At 57.6% G+C, this 23,097-nt stretch carries 14 protein-coding genes, 1 other RNA gene and 1 pseudogene; 10 read left to right on the top strand and 6 right to left on the bottom strand.

Translation table 11 applies throughout. The annotated features are described in order from the left end of the window. Window positions 1-35 precede the first annotated feature (35 nt). Both xdhB and xdhA read right to left on the bottom strand, forming a co-directional pair. Window positions 36-2,435: a xanthine dehydrogenase molybdopterin binding subunit gene (xdhB, locus tag ACM6IQ_RS09875; RefSeq protein WP_414878630.1), complete on the bottom strand. Its 2,400-nt coding sequence runs from the start codon at window positions 2,433-2,435 to the stop codon at window positions 36-38. Next, window positions 2,428-3,882, bottom strand: a complete 1,455-nt coding sequence (gene xdhA / locus ACM6IQ_RS09880; protein WP_414878631.1) for a xanthine dehydrogenase small subunit — start codon at window positions 3,880-3,882, stop codon at window positions 2,428-2,430. The genes xdhB and xdhA overlap by 8 nt, the downstream gene beginning before the upstream one ends. Before the next feature lie 268 nt (window positions 3,883-4,150). Here xdhA and ACM6IQ_RS09885 point away from each other — a divergent pair, with 268 nt between their 5' ends. The 9 genes from ACM6IQ_RS09885 to ACM6IQ_RS09925 all read left to right on the top strand — a co-directional run bounded on the left by ACM6IQ_RS09885 (window position 4,151) and on the right by ACM6IQ_RS09925 (window position 17,702). Beyond that, a complete protein-coding gene (locus ACM6IQ_RS09885) occupies window positions 4,151-4,810 on the top strand; it encodes a GntR family transcriptional regulator (protein ID WP_031318616.1) in 660 nt (219 codons plus the stop codon). A 2-nt stretch (window positions 4,811-4,812) separates the two neighbouring features. Then, window positions 4,813-8,301: a chromosome segregation protein SMC gene (gene smc / locus ACM6IQ_RS09890; protein WP_017337514.1), complete on the top strand. Its 3,489-nt coding sequence runs from the start codon at window positions 4,813-4,815 to the stop codon at window positions 8,299-8,301. Window positions 8,302-8,559: 258 nt separating this feature from the next. Next, entirely contained in the window at window positions 8,560-9,414 is an 855-nt protein-coding gene (zipA, locus tag ACM6IQ_RS09895; protein ID WP_017337515.1) for a cell division protein ZipA, read from the top strand. A gap of 156 nt (window positions 9,415-9,570) precedes the next feature. Beyond that, complete coding sequence (ligA, locus tag ACM6IQ_RS09900; RefSeq protein WP_414878632.1) at window positions 9,571-11,928, top strand: NAD-dependent DNA ligase LigA; 2,358 nt, start codon at window positions 9,571-9,573, stop codon at window positions 11,926-11,928. A gap of 229 nt (window positions 11,929-12,157) precedes the next feature. After that, complete coding sequence (locus tag ACM6IQ_RS09905; RefSeq protein ID WP_414878633.1) at window positions 12,158-13,321, top strand: putative zinc-binding metallopeptidase; 1,164 nt, start codon at window positions 12,158-12,160, stop codon at window positions 13,319-13,321. A gap of 127 nt (window positions 13,322-13,448) precedes the next feature. After that, an RNA gene (gene ffs, locus ACM6IQ_RS09910) (signal recognition particle sRNA small type) lies at window positions 13,449-13,545 on the top strand. A gap of 80 nt (window positions 13,546-13,625) precedes the next feature. Continuing rightward, on the top strand, window positions 13,626-15,032 hold the full coding sequence (locus tag ACM6IQ_RS09915; RefSeq protein ID WP_150631650.1) for a site-specific integrase: 1,407 nt from the start codon (window positions 13,626-13,628) through the stop codon (window positions 15,030-15,032). Window positions 15,033-15,334: 302 nt separating this feature from the next. Next, a complete protein-coding gene (locus tag ACM6IQ_RS09920) occupies window positions 15,335-15,700 on the top strand; it encodes a hypothetical protein (RefSeq protein ID WP_150631649.1) in 366 nt (121 codons plus the stop codon). A 40-nt stretch (window positions 15,701-15,740) separates the two neighbouring features. Beyond that, on the top strand, window positions 15,741-17,702 hold the full coding sequence (locus ACM6IQ_RS09925) for a hypothetical protein (protein ID WP_414878634.1): 1,962 nt from the start codon (window positions 15,741-15,743) through the stop codon (window positions 17,700-17,702). 160 nt (window positions 17,703-17,862) lie between these two features. Here ACM6IQ_RS09925 and ACM6IQ_RS09930 read toward each other — a convergent pair. From ACM6IQ_RS09930 to ACM6IQ_RS09945, 4 genes and pseudogenes are all read right to left on the bottom strand, one after another. Beyond that, window positions 17,863-18,393, bottom strand: a pseudogene (locus tag ACM6IQ_RS09930) (ribonuclease H family protein). A gap of 360 nt (window positions 18,394-18,753) precedes the next feature. Continuing rightward, the gene (locus ACM6IQ_RS09935; RefSeq protein ID WP_150631647.1) at window positions 18,754-19,470 is read right to left on the bottom strand and encodes a hypothetical protein; all 717 of its coding nucleotides are present in this window, start codon (window positions 19,468-19,470) and stop codon (window positions 18,754-18,756) included. A gap of 555 nt (window positions 19,471-20,025) precedes the next feature. Continuing rightward, the gene (locus ACM6IQ_RS09940; protein WP_150631645.1) at window positions 20,026-20,604 is read right to left on the bottom strand and encodes a recombinase family protein; all 579 of its coding nucleotides are present in this window, start codon (window positions 20,602-20,604) and stop codon (window positions 20,026-20,028) included. A gap of 163 nt (window positions 20,605-20,767) precedes the next feature. Then, a complete protein-coding gene (locus ACM6IQ_RS09945) occupies window positions 20,768-20,995 on the bottom strand; it encodes a hypothetical protein (RefSeq protein WP_414878635.1) in 228 nt (75 codons plus the stop codon). Window positions 20,996-21,245: 250 nt separating this feature from the next. Here ACM6IQ_RS09945 and ACM6IQ_RS09950 point away from each other — a divergent pair, with 250 nt between their 5' ends. Continuing rightward, window positions 21,246-22,340: a HEPN domain-containing protein gene (locus ACM6IQ_RS09950; protein WP_226298890.1), complete on the top strand. Its 1,095-nt coding sequence runs from the start codon at window positions 21,246-21,248 to the stop codon at window positions 22,338-22,340. The last annotated feature ends 757 nt before the right edge of the window (window positions 22,341-23,097 follow it).

Below are 23,097 nucleotides of genomic sequence, written 5' to 3' on the forward strand. Positions count from 1 at the left end.
AGCTGGCCTGCCAGCGATTGGCCGCGCCTCGGTCCTTAGAGCGGAGCCAGCTCGGTTTCAGTTTCAACGGCCTTCGCCGCCTTCAACTGCCGCATCTGCTCACACCCCCACAACACCCGCTCCGGCGTCGCCGGTGCATCGATTTTCGGTTGATGCTTGTAGTCGCCCAGGCTCGCCACCGCATCCTTGATCGCACACCACGATGCAATGCCGAGCATGAACGGCGGCTCACCCACTGCCTTGGAATGGAACACCGTGTCTTCCGGGTTCTTGCGGTTCTCCACCAGCTTCACCCGCAGGTCCAGCGGCATGTCCGCCACCGCCGGGATCTTGTAGCTCGCCGGGCCGTTGGTCATCAGCTTGCCCTTGGCATTCCAGACCAGCTCTTCCATGGTCAGCCAGCCCATGCCCTGGATAAAGCCGCCCTCGACCTGGCCAATGTCGATCGCCGGGTTCAGCGAGGCGCCGACGTCGTGGAGGATGTCGGTGCGCAGCATCTTGTACTCGCCGGTCAGGGTGTCGATGATCACTTCGCAGCACGCCGCGCCGAAGGCGTAGTAATAGAACGGCCGACCACGCGCCTGACTGCGGTCGTAGAAGATTTTCGGGGTCTTGTAGAACCCGGTGCTCGACAGCGAAACCTGCGCGAAATACGCCTGCTGGATCAGCGCTTCGAAGGTCAGGATGTGATCGCGAACCCGCACGTGGCCGTTGTGGAATTCCACGTCTTCTTCACTGACCTTGTACTGTCGCGCAGCAAATTCCACGAGGCGTTGCTTGATGATTTCCGCCGCGTTCTGTGCGGCTTTACCGTTCAGGTCGGCGCCGCTGGAGGCTGCGGTCGGCGAGGTGTTCGGCACTTTGTCGGTATTGGTCGCGGTGATCTGCACGCGGTTCATTTCCACCTGGAACACTTCGGCCACGACCTGCGCGACTTTGGTGTTCAGGCCCTGGCCCATCTCCGTGCCGCCATGGTTGAGGTGGATGCTGCCGTCGGTGTAGACATGGACCAGCGCACCGGCCTGATTGAGGAAACTGGCGGTGAAGGAAATACCGAATTTAACCGGCGTCAGCGCCAGGCCTTTTTTCAGGATCGGGCTGTTGGCGTTGTAGCGACGAATCGCTTCGCGGCGCTCGGCGTACTGGCTGCTTTCTTCCAGTTCGGCGGTCATTTCCTCGAGCATGTTGTGCTCGACGGTCTGGTAGTAATGGGTGACGTTGCGCTCGGTCTTGCCATAGTAGTTGGCCTTGCGCACCGCCAGCGGATCGAGGCCCAGATGGCGGGCGATCGCGTCCATCACTTCCTCGATGGCGACCATCCCTTGCGGGCCGCCGAAACCCCGGTAAGCGGTGTTCGACGCGGTGTTGGTCTTGCAGCGGTGACCGTTGATGGTCGCATCGCCCAGGTAATACGAATTGTCGGCGTGGAACATTGCGCGGTCGACAATCGACGCCGACAAGTCCGGCGAACAACCGCAGTTGCCTGCCAGTTCCAGGGCGATGCCGTGGAGGCGGCCGGTGTTGTCGAAGCCGACGTCGTACTCGACGTAGAACGGGTGACGCTTGCCGGTCATCAGCATGTCTTCGACCCGCGGCAGGCGCATCTTGGTCGGTTGGCCGGTGAGGTGCGCGATCACCGCGCACAGGCACGCCGGGCTCGCGGCCTGGGTTTCCTTGCCACCGAAGCCTCCGCCCATGCGGCGCATGTCGACGACGATCTTGTTCATCGAAACGTCCAGAACCTCGGCCACCAGTTTCTGCACTTCGGTCGGGTTCTGGGTCGAGCAGTAGACGATCATCCCGCCATCTTCAGTGGGCATCACCGAAGAAATCTGGGTTTCGAGGTAGAAGTGTTCCTGGCCGCCGATGTGCAGCGTGCCTTGAATACGATGTTCGGCGGTGGCCAGGGCACCGGCCGAATCACCCCGCTGATGCGTGTGGCTGTCGAGCACGAAGTGGCGTTTGCGCAGGGCTTCGACCACGTCCAGCACCGGTTCCAGATCTTCGTATTCGATGATCGCGGCCATCGCCGCTTTGCGCGCGGTTTCCAGGTCTTTCGCCGCAACGGCGAGCACGGGTTGACCGACGAACTGCACGTCATCGATGGCCAGCAATGGGTCGCCCGGCAGCAAGGGGCCGATGTCTTTCAGGCCTGGCACGTCTTCATGGGTGATGGCGATGCGCACGCCTTCGAAGGCGTAGCAAGGCCGGGTGTCGATGCTGATGATTTTCGCGTGGGCGCGGTCCGACAGCCGGGCATAAACGTGCAGCTGGTTCGGAAATTCCAGTCGATCGTCGATGTACTGCGCTTCACCGGATACATGCTTGGCGGCGCTGTCGTGCTTGACGCTGCGACCGACACCGGTGGTCAGGTCCTTGGCGAACAGTTCAGCCAGTTCGGCCTGGGTCTTCTCTACGGCGTGATGGTTAGACATAAGCGGTCACCCGAGTCTCGATGTGCGGCGTTTGCAGTTCGATGAAGTATTTGCGCAGCAGGTTCTGCGCGCTGAGCAGGCGGTATTCCTTGCTGGCGCGGAAGTCCGAGAGCGGCGTGAAATCTTCGGCCAGCGCAGCGCAAGCGCGTTCGACGGTGGCGTTGTTGAACGGTGAACCGAGCAACACGGCTTCGCAGTGGGCGGCGCGTTTCGGGATGGCGGCCATACCGCCAAACGCCACGCGGGCGTCGGCGATCACGCCGTTCTCAAGGCGCAGGTTGAAGGCGGCGCAGACGGCGGAAATGTCATCGTCCAGACGCTTGGAAACCTTGTAGGCACGGAACAGCCGCTCGGCACTGGCACGCGGGATGATGATCTTCTCGATGAACTCGCTTTCCTGGCGCGCGGTGACGCGGTAATCGATGAAGTAATCTTCCAGCGCCAGGGTGCGGCGGGCCTCGCCTTTGCACAGGACGATTTGCGCGCCGAGGGCGATCAGCAGGGGCGGCGAGTCACCGATGGGCGAGGCGTTGCCGATGTTGCCGCCGAGGGTGCCCTGGTTGCGAATCTGCAGGGAAGCGAAGCGCTGCAGCAATTCGCCGAAGTCCGGGTACTCGGCTTTCAAGGCTTCGTAGCAATCGGAGAGGGCGGTGGCGGCGCCGATTTCCAGGCGATCGTCAAAGCGTTCGATGCGCTTCATTTCGGCGACGTTGCCGACGTAGATCATCACCGGCAGGGTGCGGTGGAACTGGGTGACTTCCAGTGCCAGGTCCGTACCGCCGGCCAGCAGCCGGGCTTGTGGATAAGCGTCGTAGAGGTCAGCCAGATCGGCGACGGTCAGCGGCACCAGGCAGCGCTTGTCGCCACTGTTGAGTTCGCCGATATCGGTGGGGGCGATGGCTTTCAGGCGGGCGATGGTATCGGCTTCGCGAGCATCAAACTGGTCAGGTTGCTTGCCGCAGCAGGACTGCTCGGCTGCTTCCAGGATCGGCCGATAGCCGGTGCAGCGGCAGAGGTTGCCGGCCAGCGCTTCGTGCGCTTTATGCGCGTCCGGCTGATCGCTGTTCTTTTGCAGCGCGAACAGCGACATCACGAAGCCGGGGGTGCAGAAACCGCACTGCGAGCCGTGGCACTCGACCATGGCCTTCTGCACGCTGTGCAGTTCGCCTTGGTGCTTGAGGTCTTCGACGCTGATGAGTTGTTTGCCGTGCAACGACGAAACGAACGTCAGGCACGAGTTGAGGCTGCGATAGCGAATGTGTTCGCGGCCATCGTCATCCGTTTGCAGCTCGCCGACCACCACGGTGCAGGCGCCACAGTCGCCGCTGGCGCAGCCTTCTTTGGTGCCGGGTTTGCCCACATGGTCGCGCAGATAGTTGAGCACGGTCAGGTTCGGGTCCAGGGCGTGCTCGCTACGGAGTTCCTGGTTTAGTAAAAACTGGATCACGGAAGGCCTCGCAGACTCATTATTGTTGTTAACCGACTTGGACCGAATTTATCAGGTCTGACTTTCGGGTCAATGATTTTCTGACTTAAAGGTCAGGAAATAGCATTTTGTCGATCAACAACCTGTTCCTTCATTATTGACCCTCACGGGATTGCCTGCTTTTTTGCGGGATTCGTGCCAAAAACCGCCGAGTGGGCACTCCGCCATGACCCTTCATCTGCGCTACACTGCGCCGCTTGTGCAGATCGAAGAGTTTGAAGGGACAACCATGACGTTCAAGGCGCCGGACAGCCTCGCCGAGCAAATTGCTCACCACCTCGCCGAACGCATCATTCGTGGCGAAATGAAGCCCGGGGAGCGCATCCAGGAACAGAAGGTCACGCAGGCCCTCAATGTCAGCCGCGGCTCGGTCCGTGAAGCCTTGCTGATCCTCGAGCGCCGCCACCTGATCGCGATCCTGCCGCGACGCGGCGCACATGTGACCGAACTCACCGCGCACAAGGTGCGGAGCCTGTGCGCGCTGATGGGCGAGATGTACATCCTGCTCGCCAATGCCGTGGCCACGGGGTGGAAAGTCCAGGCCGACCTGGCGCCGTTCGTGCAGATCCAGCAGCGCCTGACCGCAAGCTACGAGCGCCAGGACATTCACACCTTCGTCGACGACAGTTTCAATGTGATGCGCGCCACGTACGGGTTTGCCAACAACCCGTACTTGCAGGAAACCGTCGAGAATCTGCAGCCGGCCATGAGCCGTGCGTATTTCCTCGCCCTGGAGCAGCGCAAGGCCTCGATGAGCGAGTATCTGGAACTGTTCGAACGCTTGCTGGCGGCCGTGATCGCCCGTGACGATGCGCTGATCCGGACCGTGCTGACGGCGTATTGCCAGCGCAGTTGCGATCTGGTGATCTCTGCCCTGACGGACGCTTAAGCGTGCGGCTCAAGTGCATCAAGCTGGCGGGGTTCAAATCCTTCGTCGATCCGACCACGGTGAACTTCCCCAGTAACATGGCGGCGGTGGTCGGGCCCAATGGTTGCGGCAAATCGAACATCATCGACGCCGTACGTTGGGTGATGGGCGAGAGCTCGGCCAAGAACCTGCGTGGCGAATCGATGACCGACGTCATCTTCAACGGTTCGACCAGCCGTAAACCGGTGAGCCAGGCCAGCATCGAACTGGTGTTCGATAACTCCGACGGCACCTTGCTCGGCGAGTACGCCGCCTATGCGGAAATCTCCATTCGCCGCAAAGTCACCCGCGACAGCCAGACCACGTATTACCTCAACGGCACCAAGTGCCGTCGCCGCGATATCACCGATATCTTTCTCGGTACCGGCCTGGGCCCGCGCAGCTACTCGATCATCGAGCAGGGGATGATCTCCAAACTGATCGAGTCCAAGCCCGAAGACCTGCGCAACTTTATTGAAGAAGCGGCGGGCATCTCCAAGTACAAGGAGCGCCGGCGCGAGACCGAAAACCGCATTCGGCGCACCCACGAAAACCTGGAACGCCTCACGGACTTGCGCGAAGAGCTCACGCGTCAGCTCGAACGCCTGCACCGCCAGGCCGAGGCGGCCAAGAAGTATCAGGAATACAAGGGCGAGGAGCGTCAGCTCAAGGCGCAACTGTCTGCATTGCGCTGGCAGGCGTTGAACGAACAGGTCGGTCAGCGCGAAGCGATCATCGGCACCCAGGAAGTCACGTTCGAAGCGCTGGTTGCCGAGCAGCGCAACGCCGACGCGAGCATCGAACGCTTGCGTGACGGGCACCATGACCTGTCCGAGCGCTTCAATCTGGTGCAGGGGCGTTTCTATTCGGTCGGCGGCGACATCGCCCGGGTCGAGCAGAGCATCCAGCACGGTCAGCAACGTTTGCGTCAGTTGCAGGACGATTTGAAAGAAGCCGAGCGCGCGCGCCTGGAAACCGAATCGCATCTGGGCCACGACCGCACGTTGCTGCTGACCCTCGGCGAAGAGCTGGACATGCTCACGCCGGAACAGGAAGTCACCAGCGCTGCCGCTGAAGAGGCCGCCGCCGCGCTGGAAGAATCCGAAACCACCATGCACGGTTGGCAGGAACAGTGGGACACGTTCAACCTGACCGCCGCCGAACCGCGTCGCCAATCTGAAGTCCAGCAATCGCGCATCCAGCAGCTGGAAACCAGCATGGAACGCCTGGCGGATCGTCAGAAGCGTCTCGGCGAAGAGCGCGCGTTGCTCTCGGCGGACCCGGAAGACCTGGCGATCATGGAACTCAGCGAGCAACTCGCCGCGAGTGAAGCGACGCTGGAAGACTTGCAGGCCAGTGAAGAGGCCCAGGTCGAGCGCCTTGAGCAACTGCGTCAGGAATTGCAGCAAGCGCTGTCGGCCCAGCAACAGGCGCAGGGCGATTTGCAGCGCCTCAACGGCCGTCTCGCCTCGCTTGAAGCCTTGCAGCAAGCCGCGCTCGATCCGGGCACCGGCACTGCTGAATGGCTGCGCGAACAACATTTGGCTGATCGCCCGCGACTGGCCGAAGGCCTCAAGGTTGAAGCCGGTTGGGAGCTGGCGGTGGAAACCGTGCTTGGTGCCGATCTGCAAGCCGTGCTGGTGGACGATTTCGGTGATTTCGATCTGGCCGGTTTTGCCCAGGGCGATTTGCGTTTGCTCAGCCCCGCCAGTGATGGCGTGCGCGTGCCCGGCAGCCTGCTCGACAAGGTCGAGGCGCAGGTCGATCTGTCGCCCTGGCTGGGGCAGGTCAAACCGGTTGAAAGCCTCGAACAGGCCTTGGCCCTGCGTGGTCAGTTGAGCGCCGGCCAGAGCCTGATCAGTCGCGACGGTTATTGGGTCGGGCGCCACTTTCTGCGTGTGCGCCGGGCCAGCGAAGCGGAAAGCGGCGTGCTCGCCCGTGGTCAGGAAATCCAGCACCTGACTGTTGAGCGTGAAGAGCGTGAAGCCACAGTCGAAACTCTGGAAACCCAACTGCAAAATCTGCGGGCGCAACAGCGTCAGCAGGAAAACGGCCGCGAGCATTTGCGCCGTCTGCTGCAAGACGAAGCGCGTCAGCAAGGCGAATTGAAAGCTCAGTTGTCCGCGGGCAAGGCCAAGGTCGAGCAACTGACCTTGCGCCGTACCCGGCTCGATGAAGAACTCACCGAGCTGGCCGAACAGCGCGCTCTGGAGCACGAAAACATCGGCGAAGCGCGCCTGCAGTTGCAGGAGGCCCTCGATGCCATGGCGCTGGACACCGAGCAGCGCGAATTGCTGTTGGCCCAGCGTGACAGCCTGCGCGAGCGGCTGGACCGCGTGCGCCAGGAGGCCCGTCAGCACAAGGATCACGCGCATCAATTGGCGGTGCGTCTGGGATCGCTCAAGGCGCAACACGACTCGACGCGTCAGGCGCTGGAACGGCTGGAGATGCAGTCCGAGCGCCTGACTGAAAAACGCGAACAGCTGAGCCTCAATCTGGAGGAGGGCGAGGCGCCGCTGGAAGAGCTGCGCCTCAAGCTCGAAGAGTTGCTCGACAAGCGCATGACCGTCGACGAAGAACTCAAGACCGCACAAATTGCCCTTGAAGACGCCGACCGTGAACTGCGTGACGCCGAGAAGCGCCGCAACCAGGCCGAGCAGCAATCGCAGTTGATTCGTGGCCAGATGGAAACGCAGCGCATGGAATGGCAAGCCCTGACCGTGCGCCGCAAGACCCTGGAAGATCAATTGCTGGAAGACGGCTACGACCTGCACGGCGTGCTCGCCACGCTGACGACCGAAGCCAGCGAAAAGGACGCCGAAGAGGAGCTCGAGCGCATTGCCGCGCGCATTCAGCGCCTCGGCGCGATCAACCTCGCGGCCATCGACGAATATCAGCAACAATCAGAGCGTAAACGTTATCTGGATGCGCAGAACGACGATCTGGTCGAAGCGCTGGATACCCTGGAGAACGTGATTCGCAAGATCGACAAGGAAACCCGCAACCGCTTCAAAGATACCTTTGATCAGATCAATGGCGGTTTACAGGCGCTTTTCCCAAAAGTTTTCGGTGGAGGACGCGCGTATTTGGAACTGACGGGCGAAGATCTACTCGATACAGGGGTGACGATCATGGCGCAGCCGCCCGGAAAGAAGAACAGCACCATCCATTTGCTCTCCGGCGGCGAAAAAGCCCTGACCGCACTGGCCCTGGTTTTTGCGATCTTCAAATTGAATCCGGCGCCGTTCTGCATGCTTGATGAAGTGGATGCGCCGCTGGATGACGCTAACGTTGGACGCTACGCACGGCTGGTGAAAGAGATGTCGCAGACGGTGCAGTTCATCTACATCACCCACAACAAGATCGCCATGGAAATGGCCGATCAATTGATGGGGGTGACGATGCACGAACCCGGATGCTCGCGTCTGGTGGCAGTGGATGTCGAGGAGGCGATGGCGATGGTGGATGCCTGAACCAGCGCTTGAAGGGCGAGTATTTTTAGTCTGTAGGGCTTTTCTGATCGCTTCTACTAGCTGGCCAATCGACATATTCGCGCAAGCCATTGTGACAGACGGTGTAAAGTTGCCTTGGGTCGTGCTAGTTTAATGTCAATTTTTCGTATACGTGGGCAAAACGCCTGTCAGAACATAGAGTTGGCGCCACGTTTTAAAGCGGTTTGCGAGTTGTAAACCCCTTATTTTTCAGCATTTTTTATAGAGGCACGGGATTACATGGAAATCGGTCTGCGCGAGTGGCTGATCGTCATCGGCATTATTGTCATTGCCGGTATTCTTTTCGATGGCTGGCGTCGCATGCGCGGCGGCAAGGGAAAACTGAAATTCCGTCTGGACCGGAGCCTGTCCAATTTGCCGGACGAGGACACCAGCGCCGAGCTGTTGGGCCCGCCCCGCGTCCTGGATACGCACAAGGAACCGCAACTGGACGAGCACGACCTGCCGTCGGTGAGCATGCCTGCCCGTGAACCGCGGGAATCGGGTTCCAAGCGCGGCAAGCGTGGCCATGGCGAACCGTCGCAAGGCGACATGAACCTCAGCCTGGATCTGGATGGCGGCCCGAGCTTCAGCAGCCGTGACGACGATTTCCCGGATGACACCAAGGCCTCGCCGTCAGTCAGTGACAAGGAACAACCGCAAGCCGAAGAAGTGCTGGTCATCAGCGTGATCTGCCGCGACGCTGCCGGCTTCAAGGGCCCGGCGCTGTTGCAGAACATTCTGGAAAGCGGCCTGCGCTTCGGCGAGATGGACATTTTCCACCGCCACGAAAGCATGGCCGGCAATGGCGAGGTCCTGTTCTCGATGGCCAATGCGGTCAAGCCGGGCATCTTCGATCTGGACGACATCGACCACTTCAGCACCCCGGCCGTGAGTTTCTTCCTCGGTCTGCCAGGCCCGCGTCATCCGAAGCAGGCCTTCGACGTGATGGTGGCTGCGGCGCGCAAACTGTCCCAGGAACTGAACGGCGAACTGAAAGACGACCAGCGCAGCGTCCTGACCGCACAGACGATCGAGCATTACCGTCAGCGCATCGTTGAATTCGAACGTCGCGCCCTGACCCAGAAACGCTAAGGTCAAAAGATCGCAGCCTCGTTTCACTCGACAGCTCCTACAGAAAATCGCAATACCTGTAGGAGCTGTCGAGTGAAACGAGGCTGCGATCTCCTGATCTTGATGAAATGAGATTGAGCAGCCTCGGCTGCTCTTTTGCTTTATGAGAGAACACCCATGACCGCCGCCAAAACCCGCATTCTAGAGCTGCGTGCTGAGCTGGATCAGCACAACTATCGCTACCACGTGATGGACGAGCCGAGCATTCCGGACGTCGAATACGACCGGTTGTTCCATGAGTTGAAGGCCCTTGAAGCGGCCAACCCCGACCTCGTCACCAGCGACTCGCCGACCCAGCGCGTCGGCAGCGCGGCGCTGTCGGCGTTCACTCAGGTGCGCCACGAAGTGCCGATGCTCAGCCTCGGCAACGCCTTCGAAGAAACCGACATGCGCGAGTTCGATCGTCGGGTGACCGAAGGCCTCGATCTGCCGACCGGCGACCTGTTTGGCGGCGGCGGTGCGGTGGAATACAGTTGCGAACCGAAACTAGATGGCCTGGCGGTCAGCCTGCTTTATCAGGACGGTGTGCTGGTGCGTGGCGCCACCCGCGGTGACGGCACCACCGGCGAAGACATCAGCGTCAATGTGCGCACCGTGCGCAACATCCCGCTCAAACTGCAAGGCAGCGGCTGGCCGGCGACCCTCGAAGTGCGCGGCGAAGTGTTCATGTCCAAAGCGGGTTTCGAACGGCTCAACGCAACGCAACTGGAAGTCGGCGGCAAGACCTTCGCCAACCCGCGCAACGCGGCGGCGGGCAGTTTGCGCCAGCTGGATTCGAAGATCACTGCCAACCGCCCGCTGGAGTTCTGTTGCTATGGCATCGGCCAGGTTTCGGCGGACATTGCCGACACGCACATCGGCAATCTGAAACAGCTTCAGGCGTGGGGCTTGCCCATCAGTCGCGAGTTGAAACTGGCGCACGGTATCGATGAGTGCCTGGATTACTACCGCGACATCGGTGAACGCCGCAACGGGCTGGCCTATGAAATCGACGGCGTGGTGTTCAAGGTCAACAGCATCGCCTCCCAGCGTGAGCTGGGTTTCCGCGCTCGCGAGCCGCGCTGGGCGATTGCCCACAAATTTCCGGCCATGGAAGAGCTCACCGAGTTGCTCGACGTCGAGTTCCAGGTCGGTCGTACTGGTGCGGTAACGCCCGTGGCGCGCTTGAAACCGGTCAAGGTGGCGGGCGTCACCGTGGCCAACGCGACGCTGCACAACATGGACGAAGTCGCGCGTCTGGGCCTGATGATCGGCGACACCGTGATCATCCGCCGTGCGGGCGATGTGATTCCGCAAGTGGTGCAAGTGGTCGTGGAGCGCCGTCCGGATGATGCGCGTCCGGTGCAGATTCCGCAGGAGTGCCCGGTGTGTGGTTCCCATGTCGAACGCACGCAGCTGGTCAAACGCAGCAAGGGGCGCGAGACCGTCAGTGAAGGCGCGGTGTATCGCTGTGTCGGGCGACTGGCCTGCGGTGCGCAGCTCAAGCAGGCAATCATTCACTTTGTTTCGCGTCGTGCGATGGACATTGAAGGGCTTGGCGATAAAAGCGTCGAGCAACTGGTCGATGAAGGCCTGGTGAGTTCTCCGGCCGATCTGTATGCCTTGAAGTTTGACGACATTGTCGATCTGGAAGGGTTTGCGGAGCTGTCGAGCAAGAAGCTGCTAAGCGCTATCGAAGACAGCAAGAAACCCAGCCTTGCGCGGTTTATCTACGCCCTCGGTATTCCCGATGTCGGTGAAGAGACGGCCAAGGTTCTGGCGCGCTCTCTCGGCTCGCTGGAGCGGGTTCAGCAAGCATTGCCGCACGTGCTCACGTACTTGCCGGATGTCGGCCTGGAAGTGGCTCACGAGATCCATAGCTTCTTTGAAGATGCGCATAACCAGCAGGTTATTGCGAAGTTGCTCAAGCATGGCCTGCAGATTCAGGATCAGGGCGAGCTGGGGGCCGAATTTGCCGCCAGCACGACGCTGGGCGGTTTCCTCGACAAGCTGAACATTCCGTCGGTCGGACCGGGCGGGGCGCAGAAACTGGCGGACAGATTCGGTTCGCTGGAAGGCGTGTTCGGCGCTGACTGGCTGGACATGCGTCAGACGCTGCCGGAGAAACAGGCCAATTCGGTCCGCGAGTTTTTTGCGGTTGCGGACAATCGGCAGATCGCTGAAGCCGCCGAAAAGCAGTTGCGTGATTTTGGTATGCACTGGCAGAGCGAGAAGAAAGTCGTCGAAGGACTGCCGCTGGCCGGGCAGACCTGGGTGCTGACCGGTTCGCTGGAATTGATGAGCCGTGACGTCGCCAAGGACAAACTCGAAAGCCTCGGCGCCAAGGTGGCCGGCTCGGTATCGGCCAAGACCCATTGCGTGGTGGCGGGGCCCGGGGCCGGCTCCAAGTTGGCCAAGGCCAATGAGCTGGGGTTGAAGGTGCTCGATGAAGAAGCGTTTGTCGATTTCCTGAAACAATACGGCATCCCGGTCTGACACAAAACCTGTGGCGAGGGGATTTATCCCCGTTCGGCGACGCAGTCGTCGCAAAACCGGTGCCCGCAATCTGTCTGTGATAATGCAATCGCCGGATTTGGGGCTGCTGCGCAGCCCAACGGGGATAAATCCCCTCGCCACAAAAGCAATGCACACCAGTGTGTTTATCGTGGGAACGATCTTCGCGCGGCAATGATCTAGTCTTGGCAAGCCCCAGGGAGAGATCGCCATGCACCGCTTCTTCGAACAGCTCAGCTCGCGCATTGCCGCCCCCTTCATCGGCGAGCGTTCGCGCAACAGCAAGGTCTGGCATTGCCGCTGTGGGCAGTCGCTGTTCTTTCGCAACAGCCAGTGCCTGGCCTGTTCAGCGGCATTGGGCTATCAGCCTGAACACAGTCGCTTATCGTCGCTGCAACCCGGCTTGCACGCGGACACCTGGATTCTCGATGCCGATCCAGACGCCGGTGTGTTCCGCCGCTGCGCCAATCTCGATTCCCCTGCCGCGTGCAACTGGCTGTTGCCCGCCAACGACCATGATGCGTTATGTATCGCCTGTAGCCTGAATCGCACCATTCCTGATTTATCGATTCCTGAAAATCACGAACGCTGGCGCAAAGTTGAAACCGCCAAGCGTCGGCTGGTCGCGCAGTTGGTCAGCCTGGGGTTGCAGGTCATCCCCAAAACCGTGGACGAAGAGACCGGACTGGCCTTCGATTTCATGGGTGTCGATCTCGAAGGCAAACCGCCGACCACCGGTCATGCCAACGGCCTGATCACCCTTGATATCAAGGAAGCCGACGACGCCCACCGCGAGCAGGTCCGGGTGCAAATGCACGAACCCTATCGCACGCTGCTCGGGCACTTTCGTCATGAAGTCGGGCACTATTACTGGGATCGGCTGATCGCCAGCGGTCAGTGGCTGGAACCGTTTCGCAACCTGTTTGGTGATGAGCGCGCGAGTTACGCCGATGCCCTTGATCGCCATTACCAGCAAGGCGCGCCGCTCGACTGGCAGCAACAGTTCGTCAGCGCCTACGCCACCATGCATCCATGGGAAGACTGGGCAGAAACCTGGGCGCATTACCTGCACATGATGGACGCGGTGGACACGGCCCTGGGTTTCGGCATGAGCGCGCGGGACATGGATTTCGACTACCAGCCGTTCCCGCTCGACACGCTCTACGATCCGCAACATCCTGGCGGCGCGGCGTTCCTGTCCTTCGTCAATGCCTGGATCGAACTGGCCGGCATGCTCAACGAACTGTCGCGCAGCATGGGCCAGCCGGATTTCTATCCATTCGTCCTGCCGCCGGCGGTAATCGCCAAGTTGCACTTCATTCACCTGGTGATCCAGCAGGAGGGTGGCAGGGCGGATGAGGTGTTGGCGCAATAGGATTTTCAGGCGTACCGCATGTCCTTGAAGCCGTTCATATTTTTAATCCACTCGAACGGTTGTAACTTCGTCTCAGACAGGTACAATGGCGCGGCTCGCCGTCAGGTGAGCGTCGTTATGGTGACCCCATCGGTCCCCCCGCAACGATTACCCGTGAACCTGGTCAGATCCGGAAGGAAGCAGCCACAGCGGGAACATTGTGTGCCGGGGTGTGGCTGGTGGGGTTGCCTCCAGTTACCTAAGTAGCTGATTCTTAACGGTTTTTCACCCTTTGCCACGTGGTGGTACAAGGAGTGATACATCCGTGTCGAACATCCCGTCCTACCTAATGTTGTCCCGCCACTCGGTCTATTACTTCCGAATCGTGGTGCCGGATGTCATTCGTCCGTTATTCCCCCAAAGAGAAATCCGCCGCTCCCTGCAGACACGCTGCAAGAGGGAGGCGTTGATTCGTGGGCGTGACATTCTGGCTCAGGTACAAGGTCTCTTTACGCAAGCGTTCCAGGGCATCAGACCATCGCTTGAGTTCATTCGCGGGGCGTGGGAAGCAGGGGGCAAGCGCCTTGCCTGTTGGGCGTCATGGTTGCGTCAGCAGCAATTGGTCGGTACGGCTATGCCTTCGCCTCAAGTCTCTCTGGAGCGGTCCCCAGTAGGCGTTCAGGCCGTTCCGGCTGCACCTTCCGTGATAGCAACAATGCCTGTTCAGCAATCGCCAGGCTTCCTTGTCGTGGTCGACGAGCAACTGATTCAGCAGCGGCGGGAAGGTGTTTCGGTCAAGTCGTTGGACGACAAGCGTGCGGTCGCGGTGCTACTGACCCGAATCATTGGCGACATGCCCATCGACCAGATAACCCGGAAGGATGCCCACCTGTTCCGGGAGACTGCGTTGAAGCTTCCCCCGCGCCTGCACCAGTTGCCCGACCAGCCCCTTGAACAGTCGATTGCGGAGGCGACGACCACCATCAGCGTGACGACCTTCAACAACTACGTGAAGAACTTGACGACGTTCTTTTCGTATGCGGTGAGGGAGGGTTATTGCAGCCGCAATCCGTTCGATGGCCTACGTGTACGTATACGGCGCAAGGTGAGCGAGGAGCGAAGCGCTTTCAGTGCTGATGACCTGAAGGCGTTGTTTAACACTGCCACGTATGCGCCGGCTCATGGTCGTAAGCCAAATCAATACTGGCTGCCCCTCCTGGGGCTCTACACGGGGGCCAGGCTCAATGAACTGTGTCAGCTTTACACTGACGACGTGGTTACCATCGACGGCATTGCCTGCATCCACATACGGGCTACAAGGCCGGACCAGAAGCTTAAGACGACCTCATCCGAACGACTTGTACCGATACATTCCAGGCTCCTTGCGTTGGGTTTCCTGGAATACGTAACGAAGGTTAAGGCGACGGGGAGCGAGCGTGTCTTTCCGGAGCTGACCTGCCATAAGAAGCATGGCTACAGTGCAGCTCCGTCGAAGTGGTTCACCAGGGTGCGTGAACAATTGGGATTCCGTGGCGATGTCGCGAAGAAGGACTTTCATAGTTTCCGCCATTCATTGGCTGACCACCTGAAACAAAAGGGCGTCGCTGAGTCACTGGTCGGTGGCGTGCTGGGACATCAAACGGGAGGCATCACGTTTGGTCGATATGGTAAAGACTTCAGACCGGACGTATTGGCACCTGTAATGGAATTGGTGACCCTTGAGTCGTTCTAGAGTGTGCTTGGCTGAAATATCTATTGCTCGACGGTAGGGGGGAGGGCGGTGACCAGCTTTCAGAATGGCGACCTTGGAGTACACCTCCTGGTTATACGTCCCATCGAACAGGACGCCCTTGAACTTGGCGTATAGTGCTATGGGGTTGGGCGGGCTGTTCGAAATGACGGTCAACGGGTTTCAAGGGCAGGTCGATGCGATAGGGGCTGAGTTGATGGGCGAACATGGAACATACGTTGTAGGTGTGTCGGGCACACTGGGTGGTTATCACGTACAGCTTGACGTTAACGGAAGTGCCAGGAATGGGTGACTCAAACGGGGAAAAGTTTGCGCAATGGATGGTGGCCGAAACTATGGCGGAGCATTTGGAACCGGTACTTAAGCACCATGATGTCAAATGGCGCGGGTATGGGATCATCTATATCGACCATCAGCACTACAACATCAACACCGCGAACCAGGTACTCGTGGACTTGAGTATCAGTCTCGGTGCACCCATTCAATTGGTGCGCTCCAGGTTGGTTGAATTGGGTTGGCTTAACGACGTCCGCAGCGCTTTGCCCATCCAGAATGATGTCACGCGAGTAGTTGAAAGGTTGGCGTCGCGGGCACTGGATGCTCAAGAGGAGGATGACCCTGAGATGAACGAAGAGTATGGCCGGGATTGATCTTGTGATGTGTCCTGTTCTTACTTGGCTATGAGGTTTTATGCACCCGGAACATTTTGATTTATCTGGCCCTGTGTTCTTGCCCATTACGGACGAAACCTGCGCAAGCTTGTTGGCTACCGATGGTGAAAATGCGCTTAGCGTCTTGACGGATCCGGAGTTGGCGGCGGTGTTGGTCATTCAGAATCTGGCTCAAGCAGCAGAGAAAGACCTTAATGCTGGTGCGGCAGAGACAATTTTGTCCAAGCTCATTGCGTGGTCCGTCGATTCCCGACAGTCAGCGGCTATAGGGTTGTTGTCAGAAGCACGGCGGTTGTTCGATCCACGGAAGTTGTACTTCGGTCTAAACGCCGTCAAAGGTTTGAATCTGCGCTTTCTTCTAGCCGATGAAGTATCGGCGCGGGATTACCTGCTGCCAGATGGTAGGTGGGATGTCGCGTACAAGGTCCGCCATCGTAGAAGTAACGACCCATTCAGCGAACAGGTGGTTACACCTAGACACCGCGAGCGTTGGTTGAGCGCTGCACAAGACAAGTTGGTCAGGATCTTCCGCGCGAATCTGGACGAAGACCTGCATGTTCAGGGTTACGCGGGGATAGGCAAGAGCCACATGCTTGGTGCCTTGATGGAATATCTGCGGCCGGAAAAAACATTGTTGCTGGCGCACACGCCTGGAAAACTGGAGGCCCTTCGTGAGCGCATGGGAGGGACGCGTGATAGGAAAGCAGGCTGGACGTTCGGGAGCTTTGCGCAGGTGCTGCTGCACGGCGCCAGGACTCAACCCGCAATTACGCCGGTCAGGATCCCAGGCAGGCAGACGCTGGCGCAGGACCTGAATATTCTTGGTTTTCGTAGCCACGATGCGCAAGCGACCGTTGATGTTTGCCTCAAGGTGATCGAGCGCTTTTCCCGCTCCAGGGGGCACAGTCTGTCGGCCAAGCATCTGCCTCATTTCAAGCAACCCTTGTCCAGCCTAGATGCCAGGGTGCTTCTTGAGTATTCGAGCCGGCTGTGGGGCTACCTTGAGGCAAACCCAGGCTGGGGCAGCCAGACCGGGTTCGAGGCATTGTTAATGATAAAACGTGCGAGCCTGGCGGGCTGCATGGTGCCCGCTCGCTATACGCATGTACTCATTGACGAAAGTCAGGACGTTCCCGAGTCGCTTTTGCAGATTATCGAGCGGGGGCGTCAGGTGCTGATAACTCTGGGGGACGAGTATCAGCAAGCTAGCGGTGTGCAGGTCCAAAGAAAGCGTGAGGTGCGGCAAAGTAATGTCAGCTACTCCGTGCGCTCAGGTCGCAATGTCGAGCGACTGCTCAACCCCTTGATTTCCCTGCATTCTCAGAAGAGTAAGATTCCCTTCGAAGGCGCTCGTAATGCTGATGTTGGTATCGAAATATATCCGGAGCGCTTCGTGCCGCCTGAAGGTTGTGTGGTGCTGACTGCGTCCCCTTGGGACACGGCGAGGTGGGCCATTCAACTGCACGATTCCAACTGCGCGTTCAGTTTGTCGGACAAAAAGGCGCAGGACGATCTCAGGCATTTCATGAGCACTGCTATCGCATTGTTCAAGCCGGACTTCTACAGTCCCGAACACAGCGAAATGGGACCGCATCCGTACTTCAGCGACATGCCCGACTGGCAACAGGTGCGTGACGCGAACCTGTTCGATGAGTCGTTTCTATGGGTGGAGGCCGAGCTGGAAAAAGGCTTTAAGGTTTCCGATTTGACCCGATTGAACAGGATGGTCGGCCGGTCTGGTAAGCGCTGCATGTTGATGAAGGCAGAAGAGGCGGGGGGGATGGAGTTTGACCGGGTGCTGCTGACGCCTGAGTTGCTCACCAACGTGAAGTTCAAGGATGCCTATGAGTTCGATCAGAGGATTTGTGCCGTGTACATCGCAATCTCTCGCGCAAAGCAGCAGCTTTACGTTCCTTACGATGTGGTCGAATGGATCGAGTATCACAATTATCAGGGATTCCGCGAGTCGCATGGCTACTGATTGAATTCATCCTACGGCCTCCTCGGTTTGCTCGTGACGACTTCGCAATCTTTTGGATGGCGTTGTTGAAGCCCTTCAGGATGCCTTCGACGGTGCGGGTGATGAAGGCCTGAAAACTCCAGGGGGGCGAAGACACAAGGCCCTGAATCCCCCTGGACGGTTACGTTGTCTTGGCAGTCCTGGTCAACTCCGAAATGTATTCGCCACTGGATCCCCGAATAGCGAGTGCATCAGCGCGCGCGTTGCCGGCATCACCGTTGTGACCACGGACCCACTCGAAAGCGATATCCCGCTCCCGCATGGCTTGATCTATGAGTTCCCATAGGTCGCGATGTTCGACTGGTTTCTTGTCCTACTTTCTCCAGCCCTTAGCCTTCCAGCCCGGAAGCCATTCCATCGCTCCTTTAACAACGTACTGGCTGTCGGAAACGATAGTGATAGCAACCCCCGGCTTGCATCGGCGGAGCGCCATCAATGGTGCCAGCAGTTCGGCTCGACCATTGGTCTGAGGTTGGTTAGCAGGGACTGGACCAGCTAGCTCCAAGGTATCGCCATGCGGGTTGGTGAGGTAGGCGCCCCAACCGGCTTTGCCGTTGCTCGGGCAAGCGCCGTCGACGTAGATGGTGTACGTGGTCATGCATTGATTTCCTGATGGAGAAGGTTTATCGGGGGGGACGGAGCGGTTGCTCATTGCTGGGTGTGGATTTGCATGGAAAAGGAGGAAAGGAGGAGAGGGCTGCACCGGGCCACTTCAACGTATATATAAAAGAGGGCTGCACCGGGCCACTTCAACGTATATATAAAAGGGGGGCGCACCGGGCCACTGAGTGACTGAGTGACAAGGCACAAGGGCGACCGTGGTAGCTGGCAGTAGCGAAGCTGCTGTCAGGTGTCCGACGAGGTCGACCAACAAGGAAGGGGTCTCAAATAATTATTTTTAGTAGTTGAATCACTAACCATATCTCCCTAAGTCGGTCGTGATTGTTGGTCAGGCTCCATGGACCCATGCAGCAGCTTCGCTACTGCCTGGCTCGCGCCTGCCCTGGATGGCTTAAATGCAGAGAGCATCAATTTCGTCGTCGGATATGAGTTCTGTCTGTCTGATAGCTAATGACACTGATGTTGGCCCCAGCCTTGACTGCAGCGCTTCCGCGGCAGCCATGTTTCGCTCGCACCGCCTCTCCACAGGTTCTTTTGTTGCTTGTTTAATCGCAATGCAGATGAGTTCTTCATATACCCTGGCAGTCGATGATTCGGGATAAGCGCTGCAGAACTCTAAGACTATTTCACTTATTCGATCCTGGAGGTGGCTCGCATGTTCCAGCAATGTTTTGAACGCAGTGATAGGTGTTTGTCGGGGCATCCACTCAGGAATGAAAAGGGGAGGTAGGTAGAGAGCTTGAGTCTCTCGTGATTTTTTCTTCAGGTACGATAATTGTCCATCCGACATGTTCAGCTCGCTGCTTCCGTCGTTTTTGTTTCGTCGAAACCCAAAGTGGGCGGCCAGAATGGACGATAGCTCTGAGTTCTTCACACCCTGTGGTCTGATGCTAAGTGCGTGTATAGCTTTCGCTGCGGCGGCCTTTGTTAACCTTTCTGGTTCGTCGCTGAAAGGGTTGTCGTCGGCCGTCTCAATTGTCCCCACTTTAGCGATTTGCCTTCGACTCAAGCCTGTTTCTCTATGGACTGCTCGCTGGGTCATTCCTGAGGCCAGTAGGGTTCTTATTCTTGTGGTTTCGTCGTTGGTGAGTGTCTTTTCTTCGACCACGGTCTACCTCGCCCGCACGACTGGGCCGAGGGCGCACCAGTAAGGCACCTCTCTATCAGGCTGAAGCAGGTCGAGCATGTCAGCTTCGGTCCACGTTAGGCCGCTAACCAGGGCCAGCTCCAGGGCTTCCGCGAGCCGTGTGTCGCGCCCTTTCCGTTTGCTGATAGCAGTAGCTAAACGGCTTAGTCGGTCGAGGTGATCTTTGCGTAGGTGCAGGTTGAGGCGCACCAGGGGGGATGGTTGTTTCATGGGATGGATGTCCGGTGATAGCAAACGCAAACACCCCGCCGTGGTTGCCCAGGCAGGGTCGTTAGGTCGCAGGGAATGGGATGGTCATGCGCAGCCTGGCGGGACGCCGGCTTGGTTGTACATAGACTGGCAGTAATGCCCTTCGGGGTGGCAACAGCCCTTGCTTATACAAGGATGGGCCGTAATTCCTGAGGGGCGCCTCTGGTTTCTCCTAGACTGGCCGTAATTATCTATCGCAGTCGGAGACAGTGCAGTTCAACGTTATTTGGGTCTTCGCCGCGAGTTTTCAGTGGTGCGGCGTCAGGGCTATGTTTCCTCGACGGCCTTGGTAGACGCGCATGCACGCTTGACCGCTGCGGTTGATATACCCCACTGCTTCGCCGTGTCCGCAATGCTTGCTTTGTTTTCTCGTCTCCAAGTTGCGACAGCGTAGTCGTCGATTTTTTTGACTGCCCCTAGTTTCTTGCCCTCTGCTTTGGCTCGCTCGATGCCCGCCATCTGCCGTGCCTTGATGTTCGAGCGCTCCAACTTCGCGACCGCTGCGAGCATGGCCAGCATCGCGTCTCCTATGGGCGTCGATAAGTCGAAGCCTTCGCGTATCGAGACCACCGCCACTCCTTTCTCTTTTAGCATCTCCACAGTAGTCAGTACGTCAATGGTGTCCCGACCCAGGCGGTCAATGGCCGCAACAACGACTGTGTCACCGTTCCTGACGTACTTGTACAGAGCTTCAAAGCCAGGCCGTTGCAGCGCCTTGGTCACTCCGCTAGTCGCCTCGTCGCTGAACCACTTCGCAATCGTGTAGAGCTTTGCTATGCCGTGGCGCTGCGCGTCGGTGGTTTGGTCGTCGGTGCTGACGCGGACATATGCGATGGTTGTGGTCATGGCGATGCAGTCCTGGCTCAATGTGTTGGCTCGGAATTCTATGGGGTGGATCAGTAAATTTCAACACATCTGAGCCGCCTGAAGGCCGCATCTTCTCGTTGGCTAATTCGTGGTCAAGACCTGGCTCGTGGGGTGTACTTACTGAGCCAAGCAGAGGAGCGGGTTATTCCTCGTCTTCGTCTTCGATGCTATTAGCAGTTAGAGTGTTCTCATTCACGTAATCTTCGCAGCCGTCGTTGAATGAGGGTGAAGGAGTACTACAATCGGATGCGTCATCAATGTCATTTGCTTCCGCCCAATCGTATCCAGCGTCATACCCTTCTCCGGCGGAAGCGATGCTTGGAGCTGTAGTCAGCACTAACAATGCGATTGCGATAGGTTTCAGATTCACGGGTAGTTCTCCAAGGTCGATCGAGGAAGGAGGAAGGGCCATAGAATATTAAGTGCGCAATCTTCACAAGGTAAATAATGGGATGGGGGGCGGGGAGGGGGGGAAGAAATCCGCCTACATGTTTATCTAGAGTGTTCAGATTTTTCACGAAAAAATAGCCGGCTTAACGGTAGGCAGAGTGTGACTTTTGTTAAAATGTTTCTGAATAAAAGAATAATATTTTTTGTTTTCTAGTCACAAGGAAAAATAGATGTCTCTAAGGCCGGATGAAACTATTCAGAAAATTCTAATTTCTACAACAAGTAGATTTGTAGGTGAGTACGAAAGCGCTGATCTTCTAGTGACGCATGCTTGGGGAGGGTTTACTAGTCCGCTAGCGTCCATAAGATGGGAAGAAAATCCAGCTTCACGCAGCGCTTTTATCGTTTCATTTAGAACGCAGCCTTACGAGAAGGCAGCAGGCGTGATGGTTCCCGATTACTCGCCAGTTGGGGATGTAGTATGTTCATATCTCTCGGTTTTGTTCGGTAAAAGATTTGACTGTCATGGTCTCCTTGAAGGCTCAGGATTTTTTCACACGCCAGATTTAAACTTGTATAACGGGATTTGCAATCATCGGCTTTCATTTAACTCCCATCAGAGGCGGATGTGTTTTGGAGTTCCTTTGCGTCTGGAAAACATATCTGTCTTAAGTGCGCTCTTGTATAAGGGTGCAGTAGATGAAAAGTTGACTTCCATTGTGAGAACTGCATGCAAATTTTATCATCAGGCTCTCCAGAGCGCTGAACATGATCCTGAGATTGCATATTTGAACCTCATAACCGCTGGCGAAATAATGTCGAGTTGTTTTGAGTTTTCCGACGAGGAGATTTTGGACTCTGAAACCGTTAATATGTTGGAGGCTATACGGGTAGGTTTGACGGGAGGTGAAAAAATTGCAAGACACCTGCGTGGACGTATGCTTTCCGTCAAAAGAAGATTCGTACGTTCATTAGTTGGCTTGTTGGCCGATGATTTTTTTGATGGTGCGGAGTCTCCGCATGAATTTTCCCGCTTCAAGCCAGATGTGATTGAGTCGAATATTAAGTCGGCATATGACCTCCGAAGTCGGTACGTGCATACAGGTGTTGCATTCGGGCAGTGGATTAGAACTTCGGTTGGTGGGGGGGATGTGCAATTTGGAAAACCTGTTGAACCTGATAGGGACTACGCACGCATTTTGGAGAAGGCTCCAACCTTCCAAGGTCTTGAAAGGCTTATTCGCTACTGTCTTCTGCGGATGATTGAATCAAAAGGGTTGGCGGATTTCTCTAAGTTACCGTTTGGTTTGGAATCTGAGGAGTGATTTGGTCGCAGTAGGGTTCGTTAAAATTGAAGAACCGTATGAAGCTCCTCTGCAAGCAGGCCTGTCAGACAGGCCTAATAACCAAGCTGAATGACAGGCTTTTCAGGAGTTAGGCAGGCGGAGATGCTAAGTAAAGGCTACCGATGGCCGTGGCAAGGAAGTCAGCGTTCTTGTCCAGATGTGACAGACAATCCTGGATGTGGCCAGCGACCGCGTGAGAACCGCGTTCAGCCGCCCATTTGGATAGCTCCTCGACGGCAGCAGCTATGGCCAGTTGGTTTTCATTAAGAGTGCGCAAGATGTCGGGTAGTATGTGGTGGGAAGTAGTCATAGTGGGTTTCCATTCCAGTGGGTGGTCTGGGCAGGTTAGCTTATTGGGAAGGTACGTGCCCCCTCCTAGGAAAAGGGTACGGCAGTCCCTAACTAAAAGCAGTCACAGATTTTTGGGCTGAAAACAGTTGCGTCTCCTGCCCCTTGATACGCCCATTTAGAGGCTGTTTCGAAAATGAACCAACAAGAACTAGCTCAGCACCTTAAGCGCCAGATTATTTTTCTTCGTAACTCTGTAGCAGCATATGACCAAGGGTCCCATGAGGAGGCCCTCCGGATCGCTGTCGTCATCCGTGTGCTTTTCTACGACACGCGCAGTTGTACCTCTCTGCTCAAGCACATGGGCAGGAAAGACACTCTTCAGTTGGTGACCACTGCGAAAGACTTGCCACCCAATTTCCCACGCCCTCTGGAGTTTGGCGAGTTG

The organism is Pseudomonas sp. IT-P100, assembly GCF_949767185.1.
Lineage (GTDB): Bacteria > Pseudomonadota > Gammaproteobacteria > Pseudomonadales > Pseudomonadaceae > Aquipseudomonas > Aquipseudomonas fluorescens_B.